21 protein-coding genes and 4 pseudogenes are annotated in these 20456 nt (G+C 32.9%); 5 read left to right on the plus strand and 20 right to left on the minus strand.

Annotated features, from left to right (window positions below; translation table 11 throughout):
* Positions 1–182: 182 nt before the first annotated feature.
* The 9 genes and pseudogenes from CN288_RS29070 to CN288_RS24955 all read right to left on the minus strand — a co-directional run bounded on the left by CN288_RS29070 (position 183) and on the right by CN288_RS24955 (position 6144).
* Positions 183–326 (minus strand): hypothetical protein, encoded by a 144-nt coding sequence (locus CN288_RS29070; RefSeq protein WP_098303348.1) that lies wholly within the window; start codon positions 324–326, stop codon positions 183–185.
* 53 nt (positions 327–379) lie between these two features.
* Positions 380–1407: pseudogene (locus CN288_RS24915) on the minus strand (serine hydrolase domain-containing protein).
* Between the two features lie 167 nt (positions 1408–1574).
* A complete protein-coding gene (locus tag CN288_RS24920) occupies positions 1575–1805 on the minus strand; it encodes a heterocycloanthracin/sonorensin family bacteriocin (protein ID WP_090689519.1) in 231 nt (76 codons plus the stop codon).
* A 355-nt stretch (positions 1806–2160) separates the two neighbouring features.
* Positions 2161–2579 (minus strand): annotated as a pseudogene (locus CN288_RS24925) (NUDIX domain-containing protein).
* A gap of 411 nt (positions 2580–2990) precedes the next feature.
* Entirely contained in the window at positions 2991–3305 is a 315-nt protein-coding gene (locus CN288_RS24935; protein ID WP_141528006.1) for a heterocycloanthracin/sonorensin family bacteriocin, read from the minus strand.
* Positions 3306–3720: 415 nt separating this feature from the next.
* Entirely contained in the window at positions 3721–4167 is a 447-nt protein-coding gene (locus CN288_RS24940; RefSeq protein ID WP_026590911.1) for an NUDIX domain-containing protein, read from the minus strand.
* Between the two features lie 64 nt (positions 4168–4231).
* A complete protein-coding gene (cutA, locus tag CN288_RS24945) occupies positions 4232–4564 on the minus strand; it encodes a divalent cation tolerance protein CutA (protein ID WP_026590912.1) in 333 nt (110 codons plus the stop codon).
* A gap of 29 nt (positions 4565–4593) precedes the next feature.
* Complete coding sequence (locus tag CN288_RS24950; protein ID WP_026590913.1) at positions 4594–5055, minus strand: GNAT family N-acetyltransferase; 462 nt, start codon at positions 5053–5055, stop codon at positions 4594–4596.
* Positions 5056–5211: 156 nt separating this feature from the next.
* A complete protein-coding gene (locus CN288_RS24955) occupies positions 5212–6144 on the minus strand; it encodes a DMT family transporter (RefSeq protein WP_098303355.1) in 933 nt (310 codons plus the stop codon).
* A gap of 157 nt (positions 6145–6301) precedes the next feature.
* Here CN288_RS24955 and CN288_RS24960 point away from each other — a divergent pair, with 157 nt between their 5' ends.
* Positions 6302–7753 carry an aminotransferase-like domain-containing protein gene (locus tag CN288_RS24960; protein WP_026590915.1) on the plus strand — a complete coding sequence of 484 codons (1452 nt, stop codon included), beginning with the start codon at positions 6302–6304 and terminating at the stop codon, positions 7751–7753.
* Between the two features lie 264 nt (positions 7754–8017).
* On the opposite strand, the gene CN288_RS24965 is transcribed toward CN288_RS24960, so the two are convergent.
* A complete protein-coding gene (locus CN288_RS24965; RefSeq protein ID WP_098303350.1) occupies positions 8018–8542 on the minus strand; it encodes a GrpB family protein in 525 nt (174 codons plus the stop codon).
* 273 nt (positions 8543–8815) lie between these two features.
* Here CN288_RS24965 and CN288_RS24970 point away from each other — a divergent pair, with 273 nt between their 5' ends.
* Entirely contained in the window at positions 8816–9283 is a 468-nt protein-coding gene (locus CN288_RS24970; RefSeq protein ID WP_026590917.1) for a DUF2306 domain-containing protein, read from the plus strand.
* A 273-nt stretch (positions 9284–9556) separates the two neighbouring features.
* On the opposite strand, the gene CN288_RS24975 is transcribed toward CN288_RS24970, so the two are convergent.
* The 3 genes from CN288_RS24975 to CN288_RS24985 form a co-directional block, all read right to left on the minus strand.
* Positions 9557–10411: an alpha/beta fold hydrolase gene (locus CN288_RS24975; protein ID WP_026590918.1), complete on the minus strand. Its 855-nt coding sequence runs from the start codon at positions 10409–10411 to the stop codon at positions 9557–9559.
* Between the two features lie 279 nt (positions 10412–10690).
* The gene (locus CN288_RS24980; protein WP_098303351.1) at positions 10691–11569 is read right to left on the minus strand and encodes a glycerophosphodiester phosphodiesterase; all 879 of its coding nucleotides are present in this window, start codon (positions 11567–11569) and stop codon (positions 10691–10693) included.
* Between the two features lie 210 nt (positions 11570–11779).
* On the minus strand, positions 11780–12979 hold the full coding sequence (locus tag CN288_RS24985; RefSeq protein ID WP_098303352.1) for an MFS transporter: 1200 nt from the start codon (positions 12977–12979) through the stop codon (positions 11780–11782).
* Between the two features lie 565 nt (positions 12980–13544).
* On the opposite strand from CN288_RS24985, the gene CN288_RS24995 reads away from it, so the two are divergent.
* The gene (locus tag CN288_RS24995) at positions 13545–14255 is read left to right on the plus strand and encodes a hypothetical protein (RefSeq protein WP_170833640.1); all 711 of its coding nucleotides are present in this window, start codon (positions 13545–13547) and stop codon (positions 14253–14255) included.
* A 34-nt stretch (positions 14256–14289) separates the two neighbouring features.
* On the opposite strand, the gene CN288_RS25000 is transcribed toward CN288_RS24995, so the two are convergent.
* On the minus strand, positions 14290–14796 hold the full coding sequence (locus tag CN288_RS25000) for a DUF3189 family protein (RefSeq protein WP_026590922.1): 507 nt from the start codon (positions 14794–14796) through the stop codon (positions 14290–14292).
* Positions 14797–15082: 286 nt separating this feature from the next.
* Here CN288_RS25000 and CN288_RS25005 point away from each other — a divergent pair, with 286 nt between their 5' ends.
* The gene (locus CN288_RS25005; protein WP_098303353.1) at positions 15083–15616 is read left to right on the plus strand and encodes a GNAT family N-acetyltransferase; all 534 of its coding nucleotides are present in this window, start codon (positions 15083–15085) and stop codon (positions 15614–15616) included.
* Between the two features lie 96 nt (positions 15617–15712).
* On the opposite strand, the gene CN288_RS25010 is transcribed toward CN288_RS25005, so the two are convergent.
* The 4 genes and pseudogenes from CN288_RS25010 to CN288_RS25020 all read right to left on the minus strand — a co-directional run.
* Positions 15713–16429, minus strand: a complete 717-nt coding sequence (locus tag CN288_RS25010) for a YrrS family protein (RefSeq protein ID WP_026590924.1) — start codon at positions 16427–16429, stop codon at positions 15713–15715.
* A gap of 341 nt (positions 16430–16770) precedes the next feature.
* Positions 16771–16929 (minus strand): annotated as a pseudogene (locus CN288_RS29885) (IS4 family transposase); the annotation flags it as partial.
* 63 nt (positions 16930–16992) lie between these two features.
* A complete protein-coding gene (locus CN288_RS25015) occupies positions 16993–17700 on the minus strand; it encodes a DNA alkylation repair protein (RefSeq protein WP_026590925.1) in 708 nt (235 codons plus the stop codon).
* Between the two features lie 46 nt (positions 17701–17746).
* Positions 17747–17860: pseudogene (locus tag CN288_RS25020) on the minus strand (TetR/AcrR family transcriptional regulator); the annotation flags it as partial.
* A gap of 379 nt (positions 17861–18239) precedes the next feature.
* On the opposite strand from CN288_RS25020, the gene CN288_RS25025 reads away from it, so the two are divergent.
* Positions 18240–18677, plus strand: coding sequence for a cell wall hydrolase (locus CN288_RS25025; RefSeq protein WP_026590926.1), 438 nt, complete (start codon positions 18240–18242; stop codon positions 18675–18677).
* A 136-nt stretch (positions 18678–18813) separates the two neighbouring features.
* Here CN288_RS25025 and speD read toward each other — a convergent pair whose 3' ends face one another.
* Together speD and CN288_RS29890 are read right to left on the minus strand one after the other, a co-directional pair.
* Positions 18814–19680, minus strand: coding sequence for an adenosylmethionine decarboxylase (gene speD / locus CN288_RS25030; protein WP_026590927.1), 867 nt, complete (start codon positions 19678–19680; stop codon positions 18814–18816).
* Positions 19681–19973: 293 nt separating this feature from the next.
* The gene (locus CN288_RS29890) at positions 19974–20102 is read right to left on the minus strand and encodes a hypothetical protein (RefSeq protein WP_255260056.1); all 129 of its coding nucleotides are present in this window, start codon (positions 20100–20102) and stop codon (positions 19974–19976) included.
* Between the last annotated feature and the right edge of the window lie 354 nt (positions 20103–20456).

A 20456-nucleotide genomic window follows, 5' to 3' on the forward strand; every position in this document is an offset into this window, starting at 1 on the left:
AGGCACTTCAGTAAGAAGCGCCTTTTTGTTGATTAGATTATATACGGATTTATTGTAAAAAAGCTGTGTTAAGATAAGACATTTTCAAATGCTTATATACATATAGTACCAAATGATGCCCTTATTTTTATAGGGCCTAAGATGTATTTTTCTTTCATAAAAAAGTCTTATAAAAATAAAAATTAATATTCGATTTCCTCATAATCTTTTGGTTGTGGAACAGTTTGCATATTTGCTGCATCTTTTGGATCGCTATATATAGCATTTTGCTCTATGCTTGTGTCTTTGCTATTTTGTTTTGTAGTTCTATTGGTTTGTTTTTTCATAAGGGCTCACTCCTTTTCTTTATAAAAGTAGTTATACCCTAATTTAAATATTTTTACTGGTATGTAAAAGATGATTTCGAGAATGTATCAGCGACTAAATTGCTAAATTCTCGTAAATAATACAGATAATTGTCTCCCCCATAGTTATATCTTTTATTATACATTTTGGCAACGACAACATTATATTCGGGAATAACTAAAATGGTGGGTCCTGTAATGCCTAATATTTGATACGAGCCTTTAGGCACTCTTTCTCCAAGTTCACTTTGTAAAGCCGGTGTGTTTTGAACGAACCAAAAACATCCATTTTGTGGTAGGTCCATGTTTTCATATTTTGGGCTTTGAAGACTTGTTGCAATTTTAATGACCTCTTTCGGTACAATTTGTTTTCCGTTTAAATACCCTTCATTTAGATGTAAATTTCCCCAATAGGCGAATTCTCTAGCAGAAACGAATAGATTCTTTTCTGTTCCATCATCTAATATTCCAGTACTGCATATCGCTTCTTCATGAGGATTTACTATTACCTTTACCAAATTCTCATGATGCTTTTTTCGCCATCCTGTTTCTTTGAAACCTCCAGGTATAAAGATACGTTTCTTTAATAGCGTTGGAAAACTTGTATTATATAGCTGATTAATAAGGTGCGTCATCATACGTACATTAATGTCTCTATATGCCCATCCTTTTCCAGGTTCAAATTCTCGATAAATGGTTCCGTCTACTTGTTCATTTAAACCGTGTGAATGGGTTACTAAATGTCTTAATGTTGTTTTACCAAGTAAATCTTTATCATAGTCTTTAAAATAATCAGCTGCGTAATCATCGAGATTCTTTATTTTCCCTTCATACAGGGCGTAAGCGACTGCTAGACCTAAGTAGCTCTTTCTAGCCGAAGCGACATTAAATTGTGAAGAAGCTGTTATTGGTGCACTGTTTTCAGTATTAGAATGTTTTCCACTATAATGTTCAAGCACCACTTCATTATCTTTCATAATAAAAAGTGCTGCTGCAGTACTATGATTCTGTTCTTTTATTTTATTTCTTCTACCCATGAAACTAATTTTTGAAATGTATTCAATGTATCATTCACCTCTAAATAAAATGCTATATCAGATATTAAATTCGACAAAAATAGAAGATGCCCTTTAAATTATTTACTCTACAAAATGAAAGAAAAGTGTCTCTACAATTTGAACATGTACATACACTCTTCTTTCATATAATAACTTTATTTATGCTACAAAGTTAAATGAACCACCAGCTCCAGCAGCTAAAGCAGCCAAAGCAGCCGCCACAACCGCCGCATCCGAAGCAACGTCCACCACATCCGCCACAACGTCCGCATCCGCCGCAGCGACGAGCATCTTCTTGTGCATAATAGTATGGATATTGGTTTTGATTATCCCAGTACACAACATTTCCAGACTGATAATCATTTAAATTCAATGAGTGCAGTTCTTGTTGAAACTCATTCATTTTTATGACCTCCGTTTATAAAATTAATCTTCCATCTAACATAATTCATTGGTGCTTTTCTATATTTTTTTGCTTGTTTAATCTCTGTAATAAGCAGTGATAAATATAGAAACTATAAACTAATTTCAATACGTACAACAACAAAATATGAGTTTTTACTGGGTGATGTACCTTGTTCGGTTGCCTATTTTTAAATAGCTTAAATGAATATAATTTTACATGAATTTCTCATTTGTAAATTTAATGGGGGAATCTCGCAATATGATATGGGGGGTTACAATCGAGGTGGAAAGAATAAGTTGGGTACTTATACAGTAATATTTACATTTAAGCACCCATACCCTTTATCAACATTTTATAAGTTGCTAATCCAACAATTTGATACATTATCTTTCTGCATCTTTTCTATTAATCTTTGAACAGAGGGTTCGGGCATTATTTTATATGTAATGAAATTTTCATTACTTCATTACTAAGGATGATCCAATGAAAAGCCAAGTGAGACTCTTTCGAAATCGGCGCTATATCACTATGTAAGTCTTTACTATAAACCTCGAAAACATGATTAATTTCATAATGAAGAGTCTCACTATCTTGCCAATCGTTTTCAATCACTCCTAAAAAGCGCTTAATTTCACAATCGATCCCTATCTCTTCTTTCAGTTCACGAATTAATGCGCATTCTGCAGGTTTTCCTAATTCTACATGACCACCTGGTAGAAAAGAATGATGCCTTTTATAATTTGCTATTAAAAGTTTGTTATCTTTAATAATGATTTCTCTTACAATATGATGAAATTTTGTTTTCGATTAGGTTTCTCCTCTTTATCCATTTTCTTAATTAAAGTTAAACAAGTAAACGATATACTTCTTCCCTATCATAAACATGACCAAGATTTACAAAACGATAGCTTTCATATAATCTTTTTGCCCGAGTGTTCTTTTTGTGTATAGTTAGACGAATCTCTTATTCCGTACCTTTATTTCTTCTACCCATGAAACTATTTTTTGATATGTATCCAATGTACCATTCATCTCTATATGAAATGCTATGTCAAATATTAATTTCGATGAACATAGAAGATGCTCTTTTATTTGTTAAATTCACAAAATGAAAGAAAAGTGTCTCTACAGTTCTTGTATATACACTTTTCTTTCAAAAATATCTTTATTTATGTCACGAATTTAAATGACCCACCAGGTAACACCATTAAAACCGTCAAAACAATTAGAGCAACCACCACAACCACCACAACCACCGCAACCACCGCAACCACCGCAACCAAAACAACCGAAGCAACCAACACACCGGAATCCACCACAACGAAATCCACCGCAACGGCCACCGCAACCACCGCAACGACCACAACCGCCACAGCGACGAGCATCATCTTCAATATAGTAATGTGGATATTGGTTTTGCTGGTCCCAATACATAACATTTCCAGACTGATAATCATTAAGACTTAACGCTTGTAGTTCTTGTTGAAACTCATTCATTTTCATGACCTCCGTTTATAAATTAAAACCCCATCGATGCTTTCTTAGATTTCTGTTCGTTAAATCTAAGTAGAAATAGCGCTATAAACTAAGCTCAATACGTACACCAACAAAATATGACCTATCACTAGATGATGCACCTTGTTCATATGCCTATTTTTAGGTTGTTTTTACTATGGGCTCATTTTTATAAATGGAAATTATGAAATATGAATTTAAACAATAACATTTAGCTTTATGTCATCATTTTCTAGTTCTATAGCTTAAGCGTGGTAGTTTTTTGCGTGATATCTTTTAGTCATAAAAAAACACAGATATTAAATTTTTAAAAAGATGAACTAAGAGTATATTAGTCTTTCGAGAAAGGGTACTTATATCATGTTTTTTTTACAACGTAGTACTCTTACATGTTAGTTTATAAATTGCTAAGCCAACAACTTGATAATTCCTCTTTTTGCACCTTTTCTATTAATCTTTGAACAGAGGGGTCGGGCATTATTTTATATGCAATTAGATTTTTATTATTAGGAATAATCCAACTAAAATCCAGGTGAGACTCTTTAGAAATTGGTGCTATATCACTATGTAATTCGTTACTATCAACTTCGAAAACATGATTAATTTCATAATGAAGTATTTCACTATCTTGCCACTGGTTTTCAATCACTCCTAAAAAGCGCTTAATTTCACAATCTATACCTATTTCTTCTTTCAGTTCGCGAATTAATGCGCATTCTGCAGATTCTCCTAACTCAACATGACCACCTGGTAGAAAAGAGTGATGCCCTTTGTAGTTTGCTATTAAAAGTTTGTTATCTTTTATAATGATTCCTCTTACAATATAATGAAATTTTGTTTTCAATTAGCTTCCCCCTCTTTATGCAGTAACTACTTTATAGTATTTATGTTCATAAAGAATATTACATTTATCCAAAATACTCATTTAGTAGTGGAATAATATAAATCATAGGTGTTTCGTAGGGATGAATGCGATGAATAACCGCAAGTGCATCTTTTACTATTTCTCGTTTGCACCGTATTTCCACCTTACATTCTTGTCCTTCGCATATTTGACCAATTTCTCCATTATAAGGTTCTGAGTTAGTTAGCGGTCTCCAGTACCCTTTAACTGAGCTATAAGACATGCAGTTATCATAATTCCCCACTTTACAAGCCTGGACTTTATTTAATGCATCTCGTAAGTCTTCAATAAATTCTTCTGGAATAAATATTTCGATTTTTACTTCGTTAAATTGCATTCTTTGTTTCACACCTTTTTTAATTAAAGTTAAACAAGCAATCGATATACTTGCTCTCCATCATAAACATAACCAAGGTCTACAAAACCAAGGCTTTCATATAACCTTTTTGCTCGAGTGTTCTCTTTGTGAACAGTTAGACGAATTTCCTTGCACTGGGAGAAGTGATTGGTAACCCATTTAATCATCTCTATAAAAGCAGATTTTCCGTATCCCTTTCCTTGATATTTTCCATCAATCAAAAACCCATTAATCCAATACATGTCCACTGTGTTTCTATCGAAGGCATGCATAATAAACCCAACCATAACATCATCATCGTATATAGCAAATGGTATATATTCTACGTTGTCACCATCTGGTTTTATATATACTTTTGCAAGTGATACAGCTACAGACGGTACAAATTGATTTTGTTCCTTGGATACTTGTAATTTTAGTGCGTCTTCCCAATTTTCTCTTGTCACGACTTTCAATTGTAGGTTTACCATATCAAACTCCTTTGGAATAATGGATTATGAAATTATTGAAAAATCCTTATATGAATTGAAACAACACAAATAATTGGTAAGAAAAAAACTTCTTTAATTTTAATTCTTCTTTTATATTCGTTTCATTCCATTAATCTCCTTTTTCTCATATAGATTTTAAAACATCGAATGTGATTTATTTACATCGTTTGTTCTTTCAATTCGTATGTAGTGATCTTTTTCGTTTTTTATATGTGCAAGTACAACGCCAAATATTGTTATGACACCACCAAGTATTGATAACATAGTAGGAACCTCTCCTAACCATATCCAACTAATAAAGCAAGCAAACGCTGGTGTTAAATAAAGTGAGCTCGTTGCTTCAGAGGCTCCAGCATGAGAAGTTATATAAGCCAAAGCTATATACGGAAGTACCGTTGGAAAAAGACCTAAATACACAGCGCTAAGAGTAACTTCTATAGGAGCTTTTACTATTTCAGAGCCAAGCCCTGGTAAAAAGATTAGCATTAATACAGTCCCTGCCCATATCGTATATACAGTAAACGGTAAACTTCCATATTTTTTGAGGAATGGTTTTTGAAAAACAAAGAATAAACTTTCTGAAATTGCAGCAATAAGTATAAGTAGTATGCCAGTGTTGAATCCGAGTTCATCTCCAGTACTAATTGATATGAGTGCTACTCCTATAAAACTAACTGCTCCTCCTATCCATCCCCATAATTTAAATTTTTTACGGAAAAATATAAGAGCAAGTACTGCAGTTATGATAGGGGTAACTGATACAATCAAACTTGCAGGCCCTGCGCTCACACTTTTCTCTCCATAATTTAAGGTGATGTGATAAACGGTAAAACCTAAACCGCCTAGAATGAATATTACCGGTATGTCTTTTAATTCTGGTAGACGCATTCTACGTATGACCGCTAAAATAACTAAAGCAAATGAGGCTATTAATAAACGTAATAACGTAAGATGTTCCGGCGTATATGCTTCAAGCCCAACGCGAATTCCAGGAAATGCAGAACCCCAAAGAACAATCGTAATACAGTGTGAGAATAAAACACGGAAATTCCATTCACTATATTTCATACCATCTCTTCCTTTCATATAGAAAAAGCCAGCCACTTTTCCTTTTCCAATTATTTCTTTTCATAATATTCAATCGTTGATAAAATGTCTTCAACCAGTTCTTTAATAAAAAAACCAACCACTTTACGGTTCATTAGTAGAAAAAAGGGGGCTTTTTATGAATACATATAATCCAAAGTCGAATAAACAATCCCCTAAGTACCAACAGATTATGGAGTATATGAAAGTAAAGATTACAAATGGCGAATGGCCGATAGGTAGTAAAATCCCAAGTCAACGAAAATTGGCACAGATATTTGATGTAAATCGAAGTACGGTTATTACAGCATTAGAGGAGCTAACTGCAGATGGTTTAATCCAAGGGAAAATGGGTATGGGTACAATTGTGGTCAATAATACATGGACCCTATTAGCTACTGATCCACCGCCTAATTGGAATGAGTATGTGAAAGCGGGTTTGCATAAACCGAGCAAAGAAATGGTTCAAGAAATTAATACAGTAGAATCAAATAAACAATTCATTCACCTTAGTAAAGGCGAACTTGCTTCTAATATTTTCCCATTAGAAACAATGCAATTAGTCATGCAAGAAGTTTGTAAAAACCTCACTGCTTTCGGATATGAAGAACCAAAGGGGTTTCTTCCTTTACGTGAAGCCATCAGTAATTATGTAAGTTCATTTGGTATTCATGTCTCACCATCTTCCATATTAATCGTCTCTGGAGCTTTACAAGCATTACAGTTGATAGCTGTTGGTCTGCTACATAAGGGATCTCCAGTTCTACTTGAACAACCATCTTATCTCTATTCGCTTCATGTATTCCAATCAGCAGGAATGCATTTATCAGGAGTATCCTTGGATTGCCAAGGGGTTATACCAAGTGAGTTATCTAGACTGAATAAATACAATGGTGAAAAAACTGTTTTATATTCTATTCCTAGCTTTCATAATCCCACAGGAACTTTAATGTCAAAAACTCGGCGAAAAGAACTTATAAAAGTATGTGAGAAAGAACAACTTCCTGTTATTGAAGATGATATTTACCGTGAATTATGGATTGATGAGCCACCTCCTCTCCCGTTAAAGGCAATGGATAAACACGGACATGTATTACATATCGGTAGTTTATCAAAGACACTAAGTCCAGGTTTAAGAATCGGATGGATTATCGGCCCTGAACCTGTAATTGAACGATTATCAGATATAAAAATGCAAACAGACTATGGTTCTAGTTCTTTATCACAAAGAGTTGCTGAAAAGTGGCTTTCTAGCGGTTTGTATCAAGAGCATGTAGAATTTGTGAGAGCGCAACTAAAGATACGAAGAACCCTAATGATTCAAGCATTGGATATGTATTGCAAAAATATTGCCGAATGGAATGTTCCTAGTGGTGGTTTTTTTATATGGTTAAAAATAAAACCGAAAATTCCAATGAAAAAACTATACTCAAAAGCGTTATCTAGCGGGATACTTCTTAACCTAGGGCGTATTTATGGAGAAGAGTCTGATCAGCATATTCGACTTTCGTATGCCTATGCATCTGTGGAAGATCTAACAAAAGGAATCTATCAATTAAGCGAAATTGTTCGAGAGTTGATAAACTCATAGTAAAAAAGCCTGTTCCTTTAAGAAACAGGCTTTTTTATAAATTTATTAATCCTTTTATTGAAATAAAGTGAAACTCCTATTGGCGGGGTGTTTAGTTCCCCACTGATGGTTAACACAACCAATAGGGATTTATATTTTTTTATTCATTCATTATGGTTCTAATTTCTTATAAGGCAAGAATATTTGCATTAATTTATCTCTCCACAAATAGCCTATTTGCTTGTTCTAAATATTACAGGTAGCAATTCGTATTTTTATTCCTTTCTAGTTTTTATAAAGAGTTTTCTCCAAAACTCCTTTTATAAAATCTGTTTTCGCCTTACAATAACGATCAATATCTTTCCGATAATTTTCAGCTAGTTTGTATTTCAATTCCTCATATTCTTTACGTGCAGCTTTATTCGACGATAAATAATCACGTAAAGCGATATGCTCTAAATAACCTTTCCCGTCCTTTGGACAAACATAGAGATGGTATTTCATAAAATGATCTTCTTTATTCCGTTGAAAAGCTTCACGACCTTCAACACCTAGATCTCCTTGATATTGATAACCTTCTTTTTCTAATCGTTTTATAATATCAGGCAAAATATCGTAACTATCTATAACGACATCAATATCAATAATCGGTTTCGCTGCTAATCCTTCAATAGAAGTGCTCCCTACATGTTCAATTCTTAAAGTCAAATCTCCAATATAACTTTCAATCATCATTTTGATTTTCTTAAATTCCATTTTCCATTCAGGATTATAAGGCATAATTTCTATTACTCTTGTTTTTTCAGCCATTAGTCTGTTCCTCCTTAATAAGACCTAGAACTTTTGCAAAAGCAGGTTCTGTTTTCTCTTTTTTTCAGAACTGTAATATCTCCTCAAACATGAGGTAGTTACTTAAAATTACAATATATATTCTAAATTAGCTAATAAAATATGATGAAAAATATTAAAGATAGAGAATGTTCTAGAAGCACCTTTATTTCAATATATTAAATTGAACCAAAGATGTATTTCATCTCTTCGTTAACAAACCAAAAATATTAAAGTAGCAAAGGAGGAAGTTTATTGGATATCTTTCACATCCTTTTAATCATTCATATTCTATTTGGGACCATATGTTTAATTTCAGGGGCGGTTGCAATGTCTGCAAAAAAGAGAAAAGGAACTCATACAGAATGGGGTGAAGTTTACCATGCATCTTACGTTGTAGTTTTCATCACTGCAATTATATTATCTATTTTACATTGGAATGAGATTGCTTATTTGTTTTATGTCGCACTTTTTTCTTATTCATTTGCTATTTATGGTTATCTTGCAAGAAAAAGACGTTGGAAAAATTGGATTCATCATCATATTAGAGGTATGCTAGGTTCATATATAGGTGCTGTAACGGCCCTTTTAGTGAACATCGGGAGCTATATTCCAATATTAAATTTACTTCCTAAACTATCGTTTTGGTTTTTACCTACATTGATTGGTACCCCACTTGCAATAATGGTTGTAAAAAAATACAAAAAACATACAAACAAGTAAAAAGTTCTATCTCTCTTGGAAAATAATAAAAGCACCATTAATCATGCAGTAAATATTCTGCTTCGATAATTAGATTCAATGATTTATATTATGACGCAATCATTTTAGTTCAAAGAAAAAGAATCCAGATTTTACTGGGTTCTTTTTTACTTTAGACTCGTCATGTTAAATCTATTTCTGTATCATTGTCAATTAATTATTAAAATAAAATAGACGATCTACGGATTAGAAAAATCCTTAAATCGTCTATTTTAGCTGTGTAATTTCCTACACTTACACTCTTGAAGTATGTTTCGAAATAGCGTTAATTATATTACCCCAATCATCAAAGTGAATTTCATGCCCCGTTCCCTCTAGTGGTAGTAACGATGCATTAGGAATTTCATTAGCTAGAGCTAAGCCATGTTCATACGGAAGCGCCGTGTCTTCGGTACCGTGAATAACCAAAGTAGGTATATGTATTTCTTTTAATTTCCCCTCATAGTAATCATCACCTTTAAGCAGTGCATGATTAAACATACTGAGTAGATTGTTTGCTCTTTTTATTTCTTTTGTTACCTGCTTTGTAACTCTTTGTTCATCAAATTTATGCTTTGGTCCACAGAGTAATGCTGATCCTCTAACCAAATAATTCACTACAGATTCGTTATCTGTCCAGTCCAATTTACTTCCATTCGCATGATTAGCAAGAATTTTTTCATCCATTGGAGGTAAATTTCGATTATTTTCATCAGACCCATAAATACTTGATGCAATCAAAGTCATTGTTAGAACTCTTTGAGGATGTCTTACTGCGATAACTTGAGCAATCATACCTCCCAAGGACATTCCAACAATATGCGCTTGATTAATATGGTATGTATCCAGTACTCCAACAGCATCATCCGCCATGTCTACTACAGTATACTGAGAACTCCCTGGCTCGTAGACAACGGAACGTCCAACATCTCGATGATCGTATCGAATAACGTATCGCCCTGTATCCGCTAATCTTTGGCAAAACTCTTCATCCCAGTAAACCATTGAACACATTGCTCCCATAATCAATAAAGTAGCTGGATGATTAGGATCTCCAAAACTCTCTGTGCATATATCAATTCCATTAATTTTATTTATCTTTTCTTTCATAATTCATTCCTCATTTCATTCGAATTTGGTTATTTGGAAAAAAGTACATCAAAACAGCCCAAAATTCACTTTAGAAAAATGAACGAATAGAAATGTACCTGAAATTAACGGAAACGATTGAACTTTATAATCATGCTAAACACTCTCCTTATAAGAGATGAATAAGAGGCTTTAGCCCACTATTTATTATAATATGTCTTAGTAGCGTAGTTAATCTATTTTATTACTAATGAATATTGATCAATAAAACATCCAAATCATAATATAAGATGTTTTATTTTAGCTTTTTATGTGCTGCAAACGATCCGGATAATTCGTGAACATGCCGTTTACACCCCATTCAATCAATTTTTTCATATCTTCCTCTTTATCCACTGTAAATGGGTGAATTTCTAAGCCGTGTTTTTGTATTTTTTTAACATAGGTAGCATTCATAGATGTATAATTCATGCCCAAGCCCAAACAATACGTTTTGTACTCCTTAAAGTCTTCATTAGTTAATCTCGTTGCTTCCTTATGTGTTAATAATTGCACTAGAGGAATGCTTGAATTTAGACTATGAACTCTTTTTAAACTTTCTTTACTAAATGATTGGATGATTATTTTTTCCTTTACAATACTTGGATCAGTTAATTTGTATTGATTCAGTATTTCTAATAGTTTTTCTTCCATTCCAGGATAGTCTTCTGGTGATTTTGTTTCGATATAATATCGAGCATCATGTCCAAACGTTTCAATAATTTCTGCAAGTGTTGGTACTTTTACATCCTGAAATTCTTCTTTTACTAGATTGGGATGTTTTTTGTTAAAGAAACTACTAGCATCAAGTCTTTTTATTTCTTCCAATGTATGATCTTTAACAAGTCCTGATCCATTTGTTGTTCGATTTAATGTATCATCATGCATGGCAATTAAGTGCCCATCTTTTGTCATTTGAAGATCTATTTCTATATAATCGCTTTTAAATTGTTGACCTAATTTGTAAGCTGGTATTGTATGTTCTGGAGCATATGCGGATGCCCCTCTATGAGCAATCGTTATTACATTATCTGATTGGTTCTTAGCTTTTATGTAATTCTTTTCTTTTGTTTGCTGTAGAATGACGATGCTTATTCCTATCCAAAGGAAAATAATTGTAGTGATAAGTGGTTTTTTCATAGTAATATTTTAACTCCTAGTCTTTTACTCTATTTATCTATATTACACGTTAAAATTTAAGTAGGCTTAAATTTGTTATTAAGGTTTTGTAACAAAGTTATGCAGTCTGTATAACGGGTAATTGCATAGTCAATATTTTTATAAAAAATAGACCATGCTTTCAGGATTGAATCTATCCTAAAGCATGGTCTATTTACTATGAGTTACAATTCAATATTTTTTAGGTACTTCCTTTACACCTTTAATCGGTAAGCAAGTACCTATTAGTGCAATGATAGCACATCCAATAAACATAACAGGTAACCCATATACAGCAAGTAAAGATAGCGTACCAAAAATAATTAAATCCAGCACTGAATCGAGCACTGATAACAATGAAATTGTGGTTGCACGTACATGTGATGGAATTATATCATTACTCAGTTGTGAATAAATCGGGTATCTTATTGCTCTTACAAATCGTAATATAATAAATGCTCCTAAAACGACCCATAACGTATTTCCAAAGCACGCTGCTAATAGTAATCCACAGACAGCTAATGCACCTGAAAGATTTAATAAAAATATACGAGAGAATTTTTTGGTTAACCATCCTATTGAAATGGATGCAAAATATCCGCCTATTGCAGCGACTGCATATAATATACCAATTGCAAATACAGGAACTCCTGCATTTTTCAAAAGTAGTTGATCGTAGTTATCAAAAACCGCACTCGCTGAAATAAATACAAGTGATATATTCAAGAACATGATGAGTAATTGAGGTGCTTTTCGAATCACTTGTATTCCTTCGACTACTTGTGAATACGGTGACTCAATATATTCAAATCCCGCTGCTGGATTTTTTATAAATAAAATTAAAAATAATTCTACGAAATGAAAAAAAAGCCCGAGTGTAATTAAAATAAGAAATTGCTCTTCCTTTAAATCTTTCGCAAAATAAGATCCAAAAATAACAGCAATCATCATTGAAATAAAGCTAGCCGATTGAATTTTTCCCATCGCTTTATCCATAAGATGTTGTTCATTCGTTTCTTTTAACGATTCATATATTAAGGCTTCGTCAGCACCTGAGAAGAAAGTGACTGATAAACCATTCAACAAGCTATATAAACAAAATAACCATATATTATCAGCAAAGAACAAAATAGAGATACTTATAATTTTGATGCAAGCGCCTGTTATAAACGAGAGTTTTAAGCCGAAGCGATCTGCAAAAACGCCTGCCGGTACTTCTCCAATTAAAACCGCTCCACTCCAGCACATTAATACAATGAGAATATTGGAAGGAGTGAGTCCTCTTTCAACATAAAACAACGTCATAACTGCTTGTAAAAAACTAATTGTTCCAAAAAAATGAACCCAAAATAAAATAGAAATATTATGATTTGCCAGCGTATATTTTTTCAAACTTTCTCCTACTTTCCGATATTTATATTCTTTGCGGAAATAGGAGTGCTAAGTTAGCTTAAATGCTATTCACTCCTCTTCCTTCATTTGAGATTCGTTTTAAATTTTTTAACATGCGAATTCCTCCTTACGTTTAATTATATGTATCGTAACAAAAATTCTAAATATTTACAAAACGAAAATATAAACTGGATAAGATTGTCGAAATGAAAAAAGTGGTATATAATAGGCAGTAACATTACTAGTAATTATTTTAGGTATTCCTAGAATAAAGGAGCGATACATATGAAAATTACTATTTATTTCGGAAGTCATGAAGATCAAGATGTACGTACAATGGATTGTCATTTAGATGTAGACGATGCAGAAGAGCTTGTTTCTGTTTCATAATATAAATTACAAATAATATGGGTTGAATCCTCTTCCCACTTACGTTAAAGACACCTTTTAAAAGGTGTCTTTTTTATTGTTTTTTGATAAAAATCCCTTTACTTTGTAGTGATTAAATAGTAAAATATAGATATGCGAACAAATGTTCTCTTTTATTTCAATCGTACTTGAAGGGATGATTTTTACAATGGCTCAAAACAAGCGCAGAGGAAGAAAAAAGCATACACCGACTATCTCAAATACAGGCTTTATCGGTTCTGTGTTTATTGATACATTGGAACTACAAAAAAAATCCTATTACTTTGCCCGAAAGAAACTTCAAATTGTCCATCATGTGTTAGATGGTCTTGCAGGAGCAACAAGCTCTCTATTTAAAGAACATAATATTTCTGCATATATATCTTGTGTGTATTTACATAAACAAAAGAAAATCGGTTTTGTTCTTTCCACAAAACCTTTTGAACAAGCTGATGGTGTTGCTTATTTTAAAAATTACTTAATTGAAAAGAATTTTTACGATTCTCAAGATGCTGAATTTCAAGAGGTATTTAATACAGGCTTTATTGGGGTTGTATTTGCTGATTTATCTAGCATTGACCGCTTTAACTTTGATTTTGAAATGAGTATGCTATCAAAATTAATGAAGGATATGATTATTCCTGTTAAGGAGCTATTTTTACGTCATAATACCCCTGCTTATATCTCTACTTCTCATTTAGAGGAACAAAATAAATTAGGCTTTGTTTTATCTATAAAACCTTATGATGAACGTGCAGAAGCGGATTTATATTTTGAAACATATTTAAAAGAACGTGGCTTATATATTGGTGATGAAGAAGAGGACATTGATAAGATTGTTATTCGAAAAAAAGTTGAATTAATATAGAAAAAATGCAGGATTGCAATATATCCTGCATTTTTTATTTAAAGACTTCATTTTCTAAAATAACGACAGAATCATTTGTCATTCTCCCAGCTTCTTTTGTATAACTTACAAGTCGTTGTATATTGTCACAACACAACTTTGCTCCCCATACAAGTAATGGAACACCAATAAAATCAATATGGAACCTTCTTGAAAACAAGCCTCCAAACGTCATAGGAAGTGGCACTGTTGGAGATGTATTTGAAAAAATGATTTTTTCGTTGTTTTGATATTGATGTTGAAGAATTTCTCCTAAATTCTTCATAGCTGGAACAACTAACTTTGATGTTCCGTGCCCTATTGTGTAAACTGGGTTCCCTTTCTCGTCTCGCCCATGAAAAATTATTTTTCCCATATCAGAAGTTTTGAGTTTATTGAAATAATCCACATTTAAAATTTCTTCTTTGGTCAGTCTTCGATCGGTTGGTAATTTGTTTAAATGATATGCTGCCGCAAGTGAGGTTGTATGCGTTCCGCCAAAATCAGTGTAAATAAAGATCATGGTATCATTCCTTATCATAAGTGTTCAATGTTTATTAGTATCACCATTTCAATATTTACTAATCAAATAATGTGGGGATTTTATAACTTATTTGATTAATTTGATATATTTCTTTCAAAAATAATATCTTCTACTTATTACTGTAACAAGTGGCGTACAGAAAAAGCGTTTGTATAACGATTAACATATAATGTGTACCTCACGAAGAAATATACTTGAGTTTTAAGTTACAATACGATTATGATATCTAGATAGAATATAATACTGAAAGGATGGTGTATTCTCTTTGAATATCCTTGAAACAGAACGTCTTATCCTTCGCCTACAAACAACCGACGATGCATCATTTATCCTTGAGCTTTTGAATGACCCTTCTTGGTTACAATTTATAGGTGATCGCGGTGTGAGAACGATAGAAGATGCAAAAGCTTATATTTTGAATGGAACGGTTCGTATGTATGAGCAATATGGTTTCTGTCTTTTTTTAGTAGAACGAAAGGAGGATCATGTTCCAATTGGAATTTGTGGTCTAGTAAAAAGAGATTCACTGGAAGATGTAGATATTGGCTTCGCCTTTCTTCCCAAGTATTGGGCCAAAGGATATGCCTATGAAGCAGCTTCTGCGGTGATGGCATATGGAAAAGATAAATTGGGGCTAAATCGTATTGTGGGGATTACTACTCAAGAGAATCACGCTTCAGCTAAGCTATTAAAGAAAATAGGATTACAGTTTGAACGATTAATTCAGTTAGCTAATGATGCTAAAGAACTTAGTCTGTTTGTATTCGATAAACGAAAAGATAACTATATCAACAAATAGCAAACATATTAAAAATAGGAACTCATGTAAAAGACTCTCCAATCGGAGAGTCTTTGTCTTATATACTAAATTTTGATAGATCATTTGTCGGTATAACTATTTTATAGCCTGTACAGATACGGGCTTCCATCCCTTATTTTCAACCCAATCAATGTATACTTTATATTTTTTATTGCTTTGCTTATCTCGCACATTACCATATGCTTTATTCGTTCCATTATTTCCGATAAAATCATAAATGATTTGTGATTCAGGAACATCAACAGCGGAGGAAATTGCCTTTTTCATCTCATTCCAATCTGTCGTTCCCTCTTTAAATTGCATGGCAGGTTTTGTTCCTTGTTCTGTACCAACTGGCTGCCATTGATTATTTTGTTCAGTTTGGTTTTTAGTTGTTCCCTCTTCATTCACCTTCTGCTTTTCCATGTTTGTATTCTTTTGTTCTTCTTGTTTTTTCACTTGATTTTCATTAAGCTGCTTTTCTTTTTCCGGTAATTTTGAGGTTTCTTTCACTTGATTTTGTTGCTCTGCTAATGTTTGTTTTTCAACTTCTTTGTTTAATTGTTCTTTTGATGCGTCTTCTTCTGATTGTTTTGCGTTTTGTTCCTCTAATTTACTTTTTTTCGCTTCTTTAGATGCTAATTGATCTACCTTCTTTTCTTCTAGACGCTCTTTTCCTTTTGTTTGATCAGTAAAAAATAACTGATAAGATACCATGCTGACTGTCAGTAATACCAAACTTAATCCAATATTAACAACACCGCGCTGTCGACGGGTTTGTTGTTTTTCTTGAAACCTACTTTCATTTCCCATTCCTGAAACCTCCATATGACTTTTACAGTATACCTGTATGTTGTTTTCTTTACTTTAGACTCTAGTAAGTTTATTTTCATATTTTTGATGTTGATAAACTTTAAAATTCCATATGTATAGTCTTTCTCATTTTCCCCCTTATCACTTACACAAACATCTATTGTAAATTCATTTTTTAATTCGTACATTATTACACACGCTTTTCTATATTACATTTTAATATTCAGAATTTCAACAATAAAATTCATATTAAGCTAGAATATTTCTACTATTTTTAATACAAGTTTCGATTACTTTAACAATTCATTTATTTTTATGAAATACTTGGGAATTTAAAAACGAAAAATGGGGGTAAAATGATTAGGAACTTGAAAAATAGTAGCATCTAAAATACGTATACGTTAAAAATAAGAAGTATATTGACTTTGGATTTGAGACGAATTGTTTAGTTGGATTTAGACTAAAAGAGAAAATATGCGCTATAGAAATAAAATAGCGCACTCGAAATCATAAAAAAGAGTGTCAATCCTTCTTGGATTAACACCCCAATACTAAGCTAATTTTTAACATCTTACATATTTACGTTTGAAACCAAGCCTCCCTCTATCAATTTCTTTATGAATACTTTCGTAAGCATTTAGGAAACTGCTTTTTTTCTTGTCCCGTTTTACTTCTACTGTACCTATTTCCTTTGTGGTCTCGACTGCTTTTTCATGTAACGGCAAATATGAAATCCCCACGGTGTATAGAAAATTATTCATAGCGGATTTCGTTCGTTCTGGCGAATCATGAATCGTATTTTTCACAATTTCAAGCATATTAGAAATCTTACTTTCGGAAAATTCATTGTCTAAGCGATTCCCTAAAAGCCAGCAGTAGCAACTCCAGCCCGCTGACATTCTCAGTTCGTCACCGCTTGCAATCCATTTATCAGCAACGTCTTGTGCAAAATCTGACTCTGATAAAGTTACTGCCACCACAAAATCAGACAGCATATAAAAATACGCCCCATCCATCCAACGATCAAAATCCGACTCACTCATAGCTTTTGGGTTTGCAATAATGCCCGCAAAGTACATTGCATCGTAGTTACCTGTGGAATAAAGCTCTTCAGCTAAACGTTGATTCATTTTTAATTTCTTTGCGATTGGTTTCATAGCACCTGTAGCTACCCCAAAAAGCGGCTCTTGCGCACCATTGGATATGTACATTTTTTTCGTTCGTTCCTTACCGAGGGCTTCCAGCTCCTGCATAACTTTTTCGAAATCCATAGTTTTGCACTTCCTTCCTTTATATTAAGACCCTTCTAATTGTAACTTTATTTTGATAATGGTAATAAATATGTCCTTTTCTATAACCAGAGGACTTCGTAATATCTTTAACAGAAGTCTTTGCATAAGAAAATAGTTCGGTTACTTTTTCAGCTATCACTTATTTTTCTTGTTCAATGTCATAACGTCTTTTATTCAACACTTTTCTCCTTTCATTTGTATCTTTGAATTATGAACGTTAGTTCTCACTCTGGCCTATGTAAATTTTCTATATTTAGCAACTGTTTTGTTTTTTATTTTTCTTATAAATACGGTGCATGAAATTACTTATTGGAGTACCTCCAATACTTCGGACTCTGTACATTGATAGTTTTTTTAATTGCTATTACCAGGATAATAAAAGCATATTTTATTATATGGAGACCCATTCTTTATAAAAATTACTTGTAGAAAATTATCTATGGGAATGCAATTCATTTTTTTAATTCGTGTTTTTTATCCTCTTTACATATATTTGTAAAGAGAAGGGAGGGACAGAAATGAGAATTGCATATACAGATAGTGATGTGGACTTATTAGCTCGTCTAATGAGAGCAGAGGCTGAAGGAGAAGGACAACAAGGTATGTTGGATGTTGGAAATGTCGGTGTGAACAGAGTCATGTGTGATTGTCTAGATTTTAAAGGAATTACAAATATTCAACAAATGGTGTACCAACAGCAAGGTGGAAATTATTCATTCGAAGCTGTAACAAAAGGATATTTTTATCAACGTGCAAGAGAAACTGACAAAGAACTGGCAAGGAAATGCCTAGAGTACTGGAGAGGACATCCCGCAACCAATTCTCTTTGGTTTTTTAATCCCGTAGGAAATTGTCCTCCTGTTTGGTGGGATCAAACATTAGCTGGGCAATACAAAGAACATTGTTTCTACAAACCAAAGAGCATTGATTGCCCCAAAGTATATTCTGGAAAATAACGCTTATTTGATATGGCTTTAAACCCTTTTTATAATTCATTCTCCCTTTCAAAAGTTAAGAAAAAGCCTTGGCTATGTTTCATATACTAGCAGGGCTTTTTCCATTGGTATTTCTCTAATGAATTGTTAAATACGCTTATGAATTATTTGTAGTCCTCTGAAACGAGTTATCATCCAAATCCTCTTCAATTGATCCATGATTCATGTTTTTTCCGTAAAATATTTCATCCATTTCTGTTTTTAATTTTTTTGTAATTTCCTCTCGTTCTTTTACTGGTAACTTCTCTTGTGTATAGCCAAATAGATAGTTGTTTAGGTCAAATTCTTTCAGTTTACATTTTGTGTGAAAGATATGCTCTTGATATACATTGACATCAATCATGTCATAGAGACTTTTCACGTTATTTGGAATATAATTTTGGATGGAACTTATTTCGTGGTCAATAAATAACTTGTTACCTGTTATATCTCTTGTAAATCCTCTAACGCGGTAATCAATGGTCATAATATCAGTATCAAATGAGTGAATAAGATAATTTAATGCTTTAAGGGGGGATATTTCACCGCATGTAGCCACATCAATATCTGCTCTAAAAGTGCTGATCCCCTCATCTGGATGATATTCAGGATACGTATGAACTGTGATATGACTTTTATCTAACTGCATAACAACTGAATCAGGAAGAGGTCCAGGAGATTCAGTGAATGATTCCGTAGGTACTTCTACCACTGGTCCTTCTGATACTAATATAGTTACGCTTGCTCCTTGTGGTACATAGTCCTGTTTAGCGATATTCAGTACATGTGCTCCTATAATGTCTGAGACATTTTCCAAAATTTTAGTTAATCTGTCTGCATTATACTGTTCATCTATGTATTCTATATAAGCTTCTCGTTCTTCTTTTGTTTTTGTATAGCAAATATCATACATGTTAAAACTTAATGATTTTGTTAGGTTATTAAATCCATGCAATTGAATACGTTGTTCTGGTGTTAGTTTCATAATAAAATTCCCCATTCTTTTTTCTGCTCAATAATGTTTTAGAAATCCTTTATGAAATATAGTTCCATTCTACAATTTTTTCATACATTTTCTTTTTGCATTAGAATTACTTGTAATTATTGTATTGTTATAATTTATTCTTATTGTAAAATACGGTAAATGAAATTCAGAGTAACAGCCATGTAAAGAATAAAAAAGCTATTTAGAGTAAACGAAAAGATGTNNNNACATCTTTTCGTTTACTCTACTCTATGTTTAAGAATAATTTAATATGATTACTCTCAATTAAAACATTATTTATTTAAATCTTTTTTCGTTACTTCACTTCTAACATTCACATCTTTTGAGAATTCAGTATCGTTTTTTAGGTTATTCGGATATTTGTTTTTGCGTTTTCGATTATCATTTCGATTCGTCATCATTGATCCTCCCTCTTATGAACATTCGTACCTATTTTGTACAAAAGGACTGATTTAATACAATATGATTCGTTGATATCAACAACTACTTTACCACTTTTTGTAAACTTTCTTTTTGAAAAAACACTTACTGGTTGGCGCATACTACGTTTATTGGAGGTGACAATCATGGGACACAATCAAAACCCGTTTACAACAAAAAAGCGTACTGCCAACGGGCAATACGATAAAGAAGCACACAGCATCGACAGCCACGGTAACTTTGTACCTAATACTCCAACGAATGACGCTGTTCTTCGCACTGAAAGATCGAAGAACAAATGAAAGAAGCCCTGGATTTTAAAGTGAACCCCATTA

It is taken from the genome of Bacillus sp. AFS023182 (genome assembly GCF_002560575.1).
Taxonomy (GTDB): Bacteria; Bacillota; Bacilli; order Bacillales; family Bacillaceae_G; genus Bacillus_A; species Bacillus_A arachidis.

Coding starts and splice junctions, on each gene's coding strand:
- CN288_RS24920 (WP_090689519.1), bottom strand. CDS start 1,805: ATGAATGAGTTTCAACAAGAACTGCACTCATTGAATTTAAATGATTAT.
- CN288_RS24975 (WP_026590918.1), bottom strand. CDS start 10,411: ATGAAAGAAAAGATAAATAAAATTAATGGAATTGATATATGCACAGAG.
- CN288_RS24995 (WP_170833640.1), top strand. CDS start 13,545: ATGATTTTTACAATGGCTCAAAACAAGCGCAGAGGAAGAAAAAAGCAT.
- CN288_RS29890 (WP_255260056.1), bottom strand. CDS start 20,102: ATGATGACGAATCGAAATGATAATCGAAAACGCAAAAACAAATATCCG.
- CN288_RS25000 (WP_026590922.1), bottom strand. CDS start 14,796: ATGATCTTTATTTACACTGATTTTGGCGGAACGCATACAACCTCACTT.
- CN288_RS29070 (WP_098303348.1), bottom strand. CDS start 326: ATGAAAAAACAAACCAATAGAACTACAAAACAAAATAGCAAAGACACA.
- CN288_RS24935 (WP_141528006.1), bottom strand. CDS start 3,305: ATGAATGAGTTTCAACAAGAACTACAAGCGTTAAGTCTTAATGATTAT.
- CN288_RS24960 (WP_026590915.1), top strand. CDS start 6,302: ATGAATACATATAATCCAAAGTCGAATAAACAATCCCCTAAGTACCAA.
- CN288_RS25025 (WP_026590926.1), top strand. CDS start 18,240: ATGAGAATTGCATATACAGATAGTGATGTGGACTTATTAGCTCGTCTA.
- CN288_RS24950 (WP_026590913.1), bottom strand. CDS start 5,055: ATGGTAAACCTACAATTGAAAGTCGTGACAAGAGAAAATTGGGAAGAC.
- CN288_RS25015 (WP_026590925.1), bottom strand. CDS start 17,700: ATGGATTTCGAAAAAGTTATGCAGGAGCTGGAAGCCCTCGGTAAGGAA.
- cutA (WP_026590912.1), bottom strand. CDS start 4,564: ATGCAATTTAACGAAGTAAAAATCGAAATATTTATTCCAGAAGAATTT.
- CN288_RS24955 (WP_098303355.1), bottom strand. CDS start 6,144: ATGAAATATAGTGAATGGAATTTCCGTGTTTTATTCTCACACTGTATT.
- CN288_RS24965 (WP_098303350.1), bottom strand. CDS start 8,542: ATGGCTGAAAAAACAAGAGTAATAGAAATTATGCCTTATAATCCTGAA.
- CN288_RS24980 (WP_098303351.1), bottom strand. CDS start 11,569: ATGAAAAAACCACTTATCACTACAATTATTTTCCTTTGGATAGGAATA.
- CN288_RS25010 (WP_026590924.1), bottom strand. CDS start 16,429: ATGGGAAATGAAAGTAGGTTTCAAGAAAAACAACAAACCCGTCGACAG.
- speD (WP_026590927.1), bottom strand. CDS start 19,680: ATGAAACTAACACCAGAACAACGTATTCAATTGCATGGATTTAATAAC.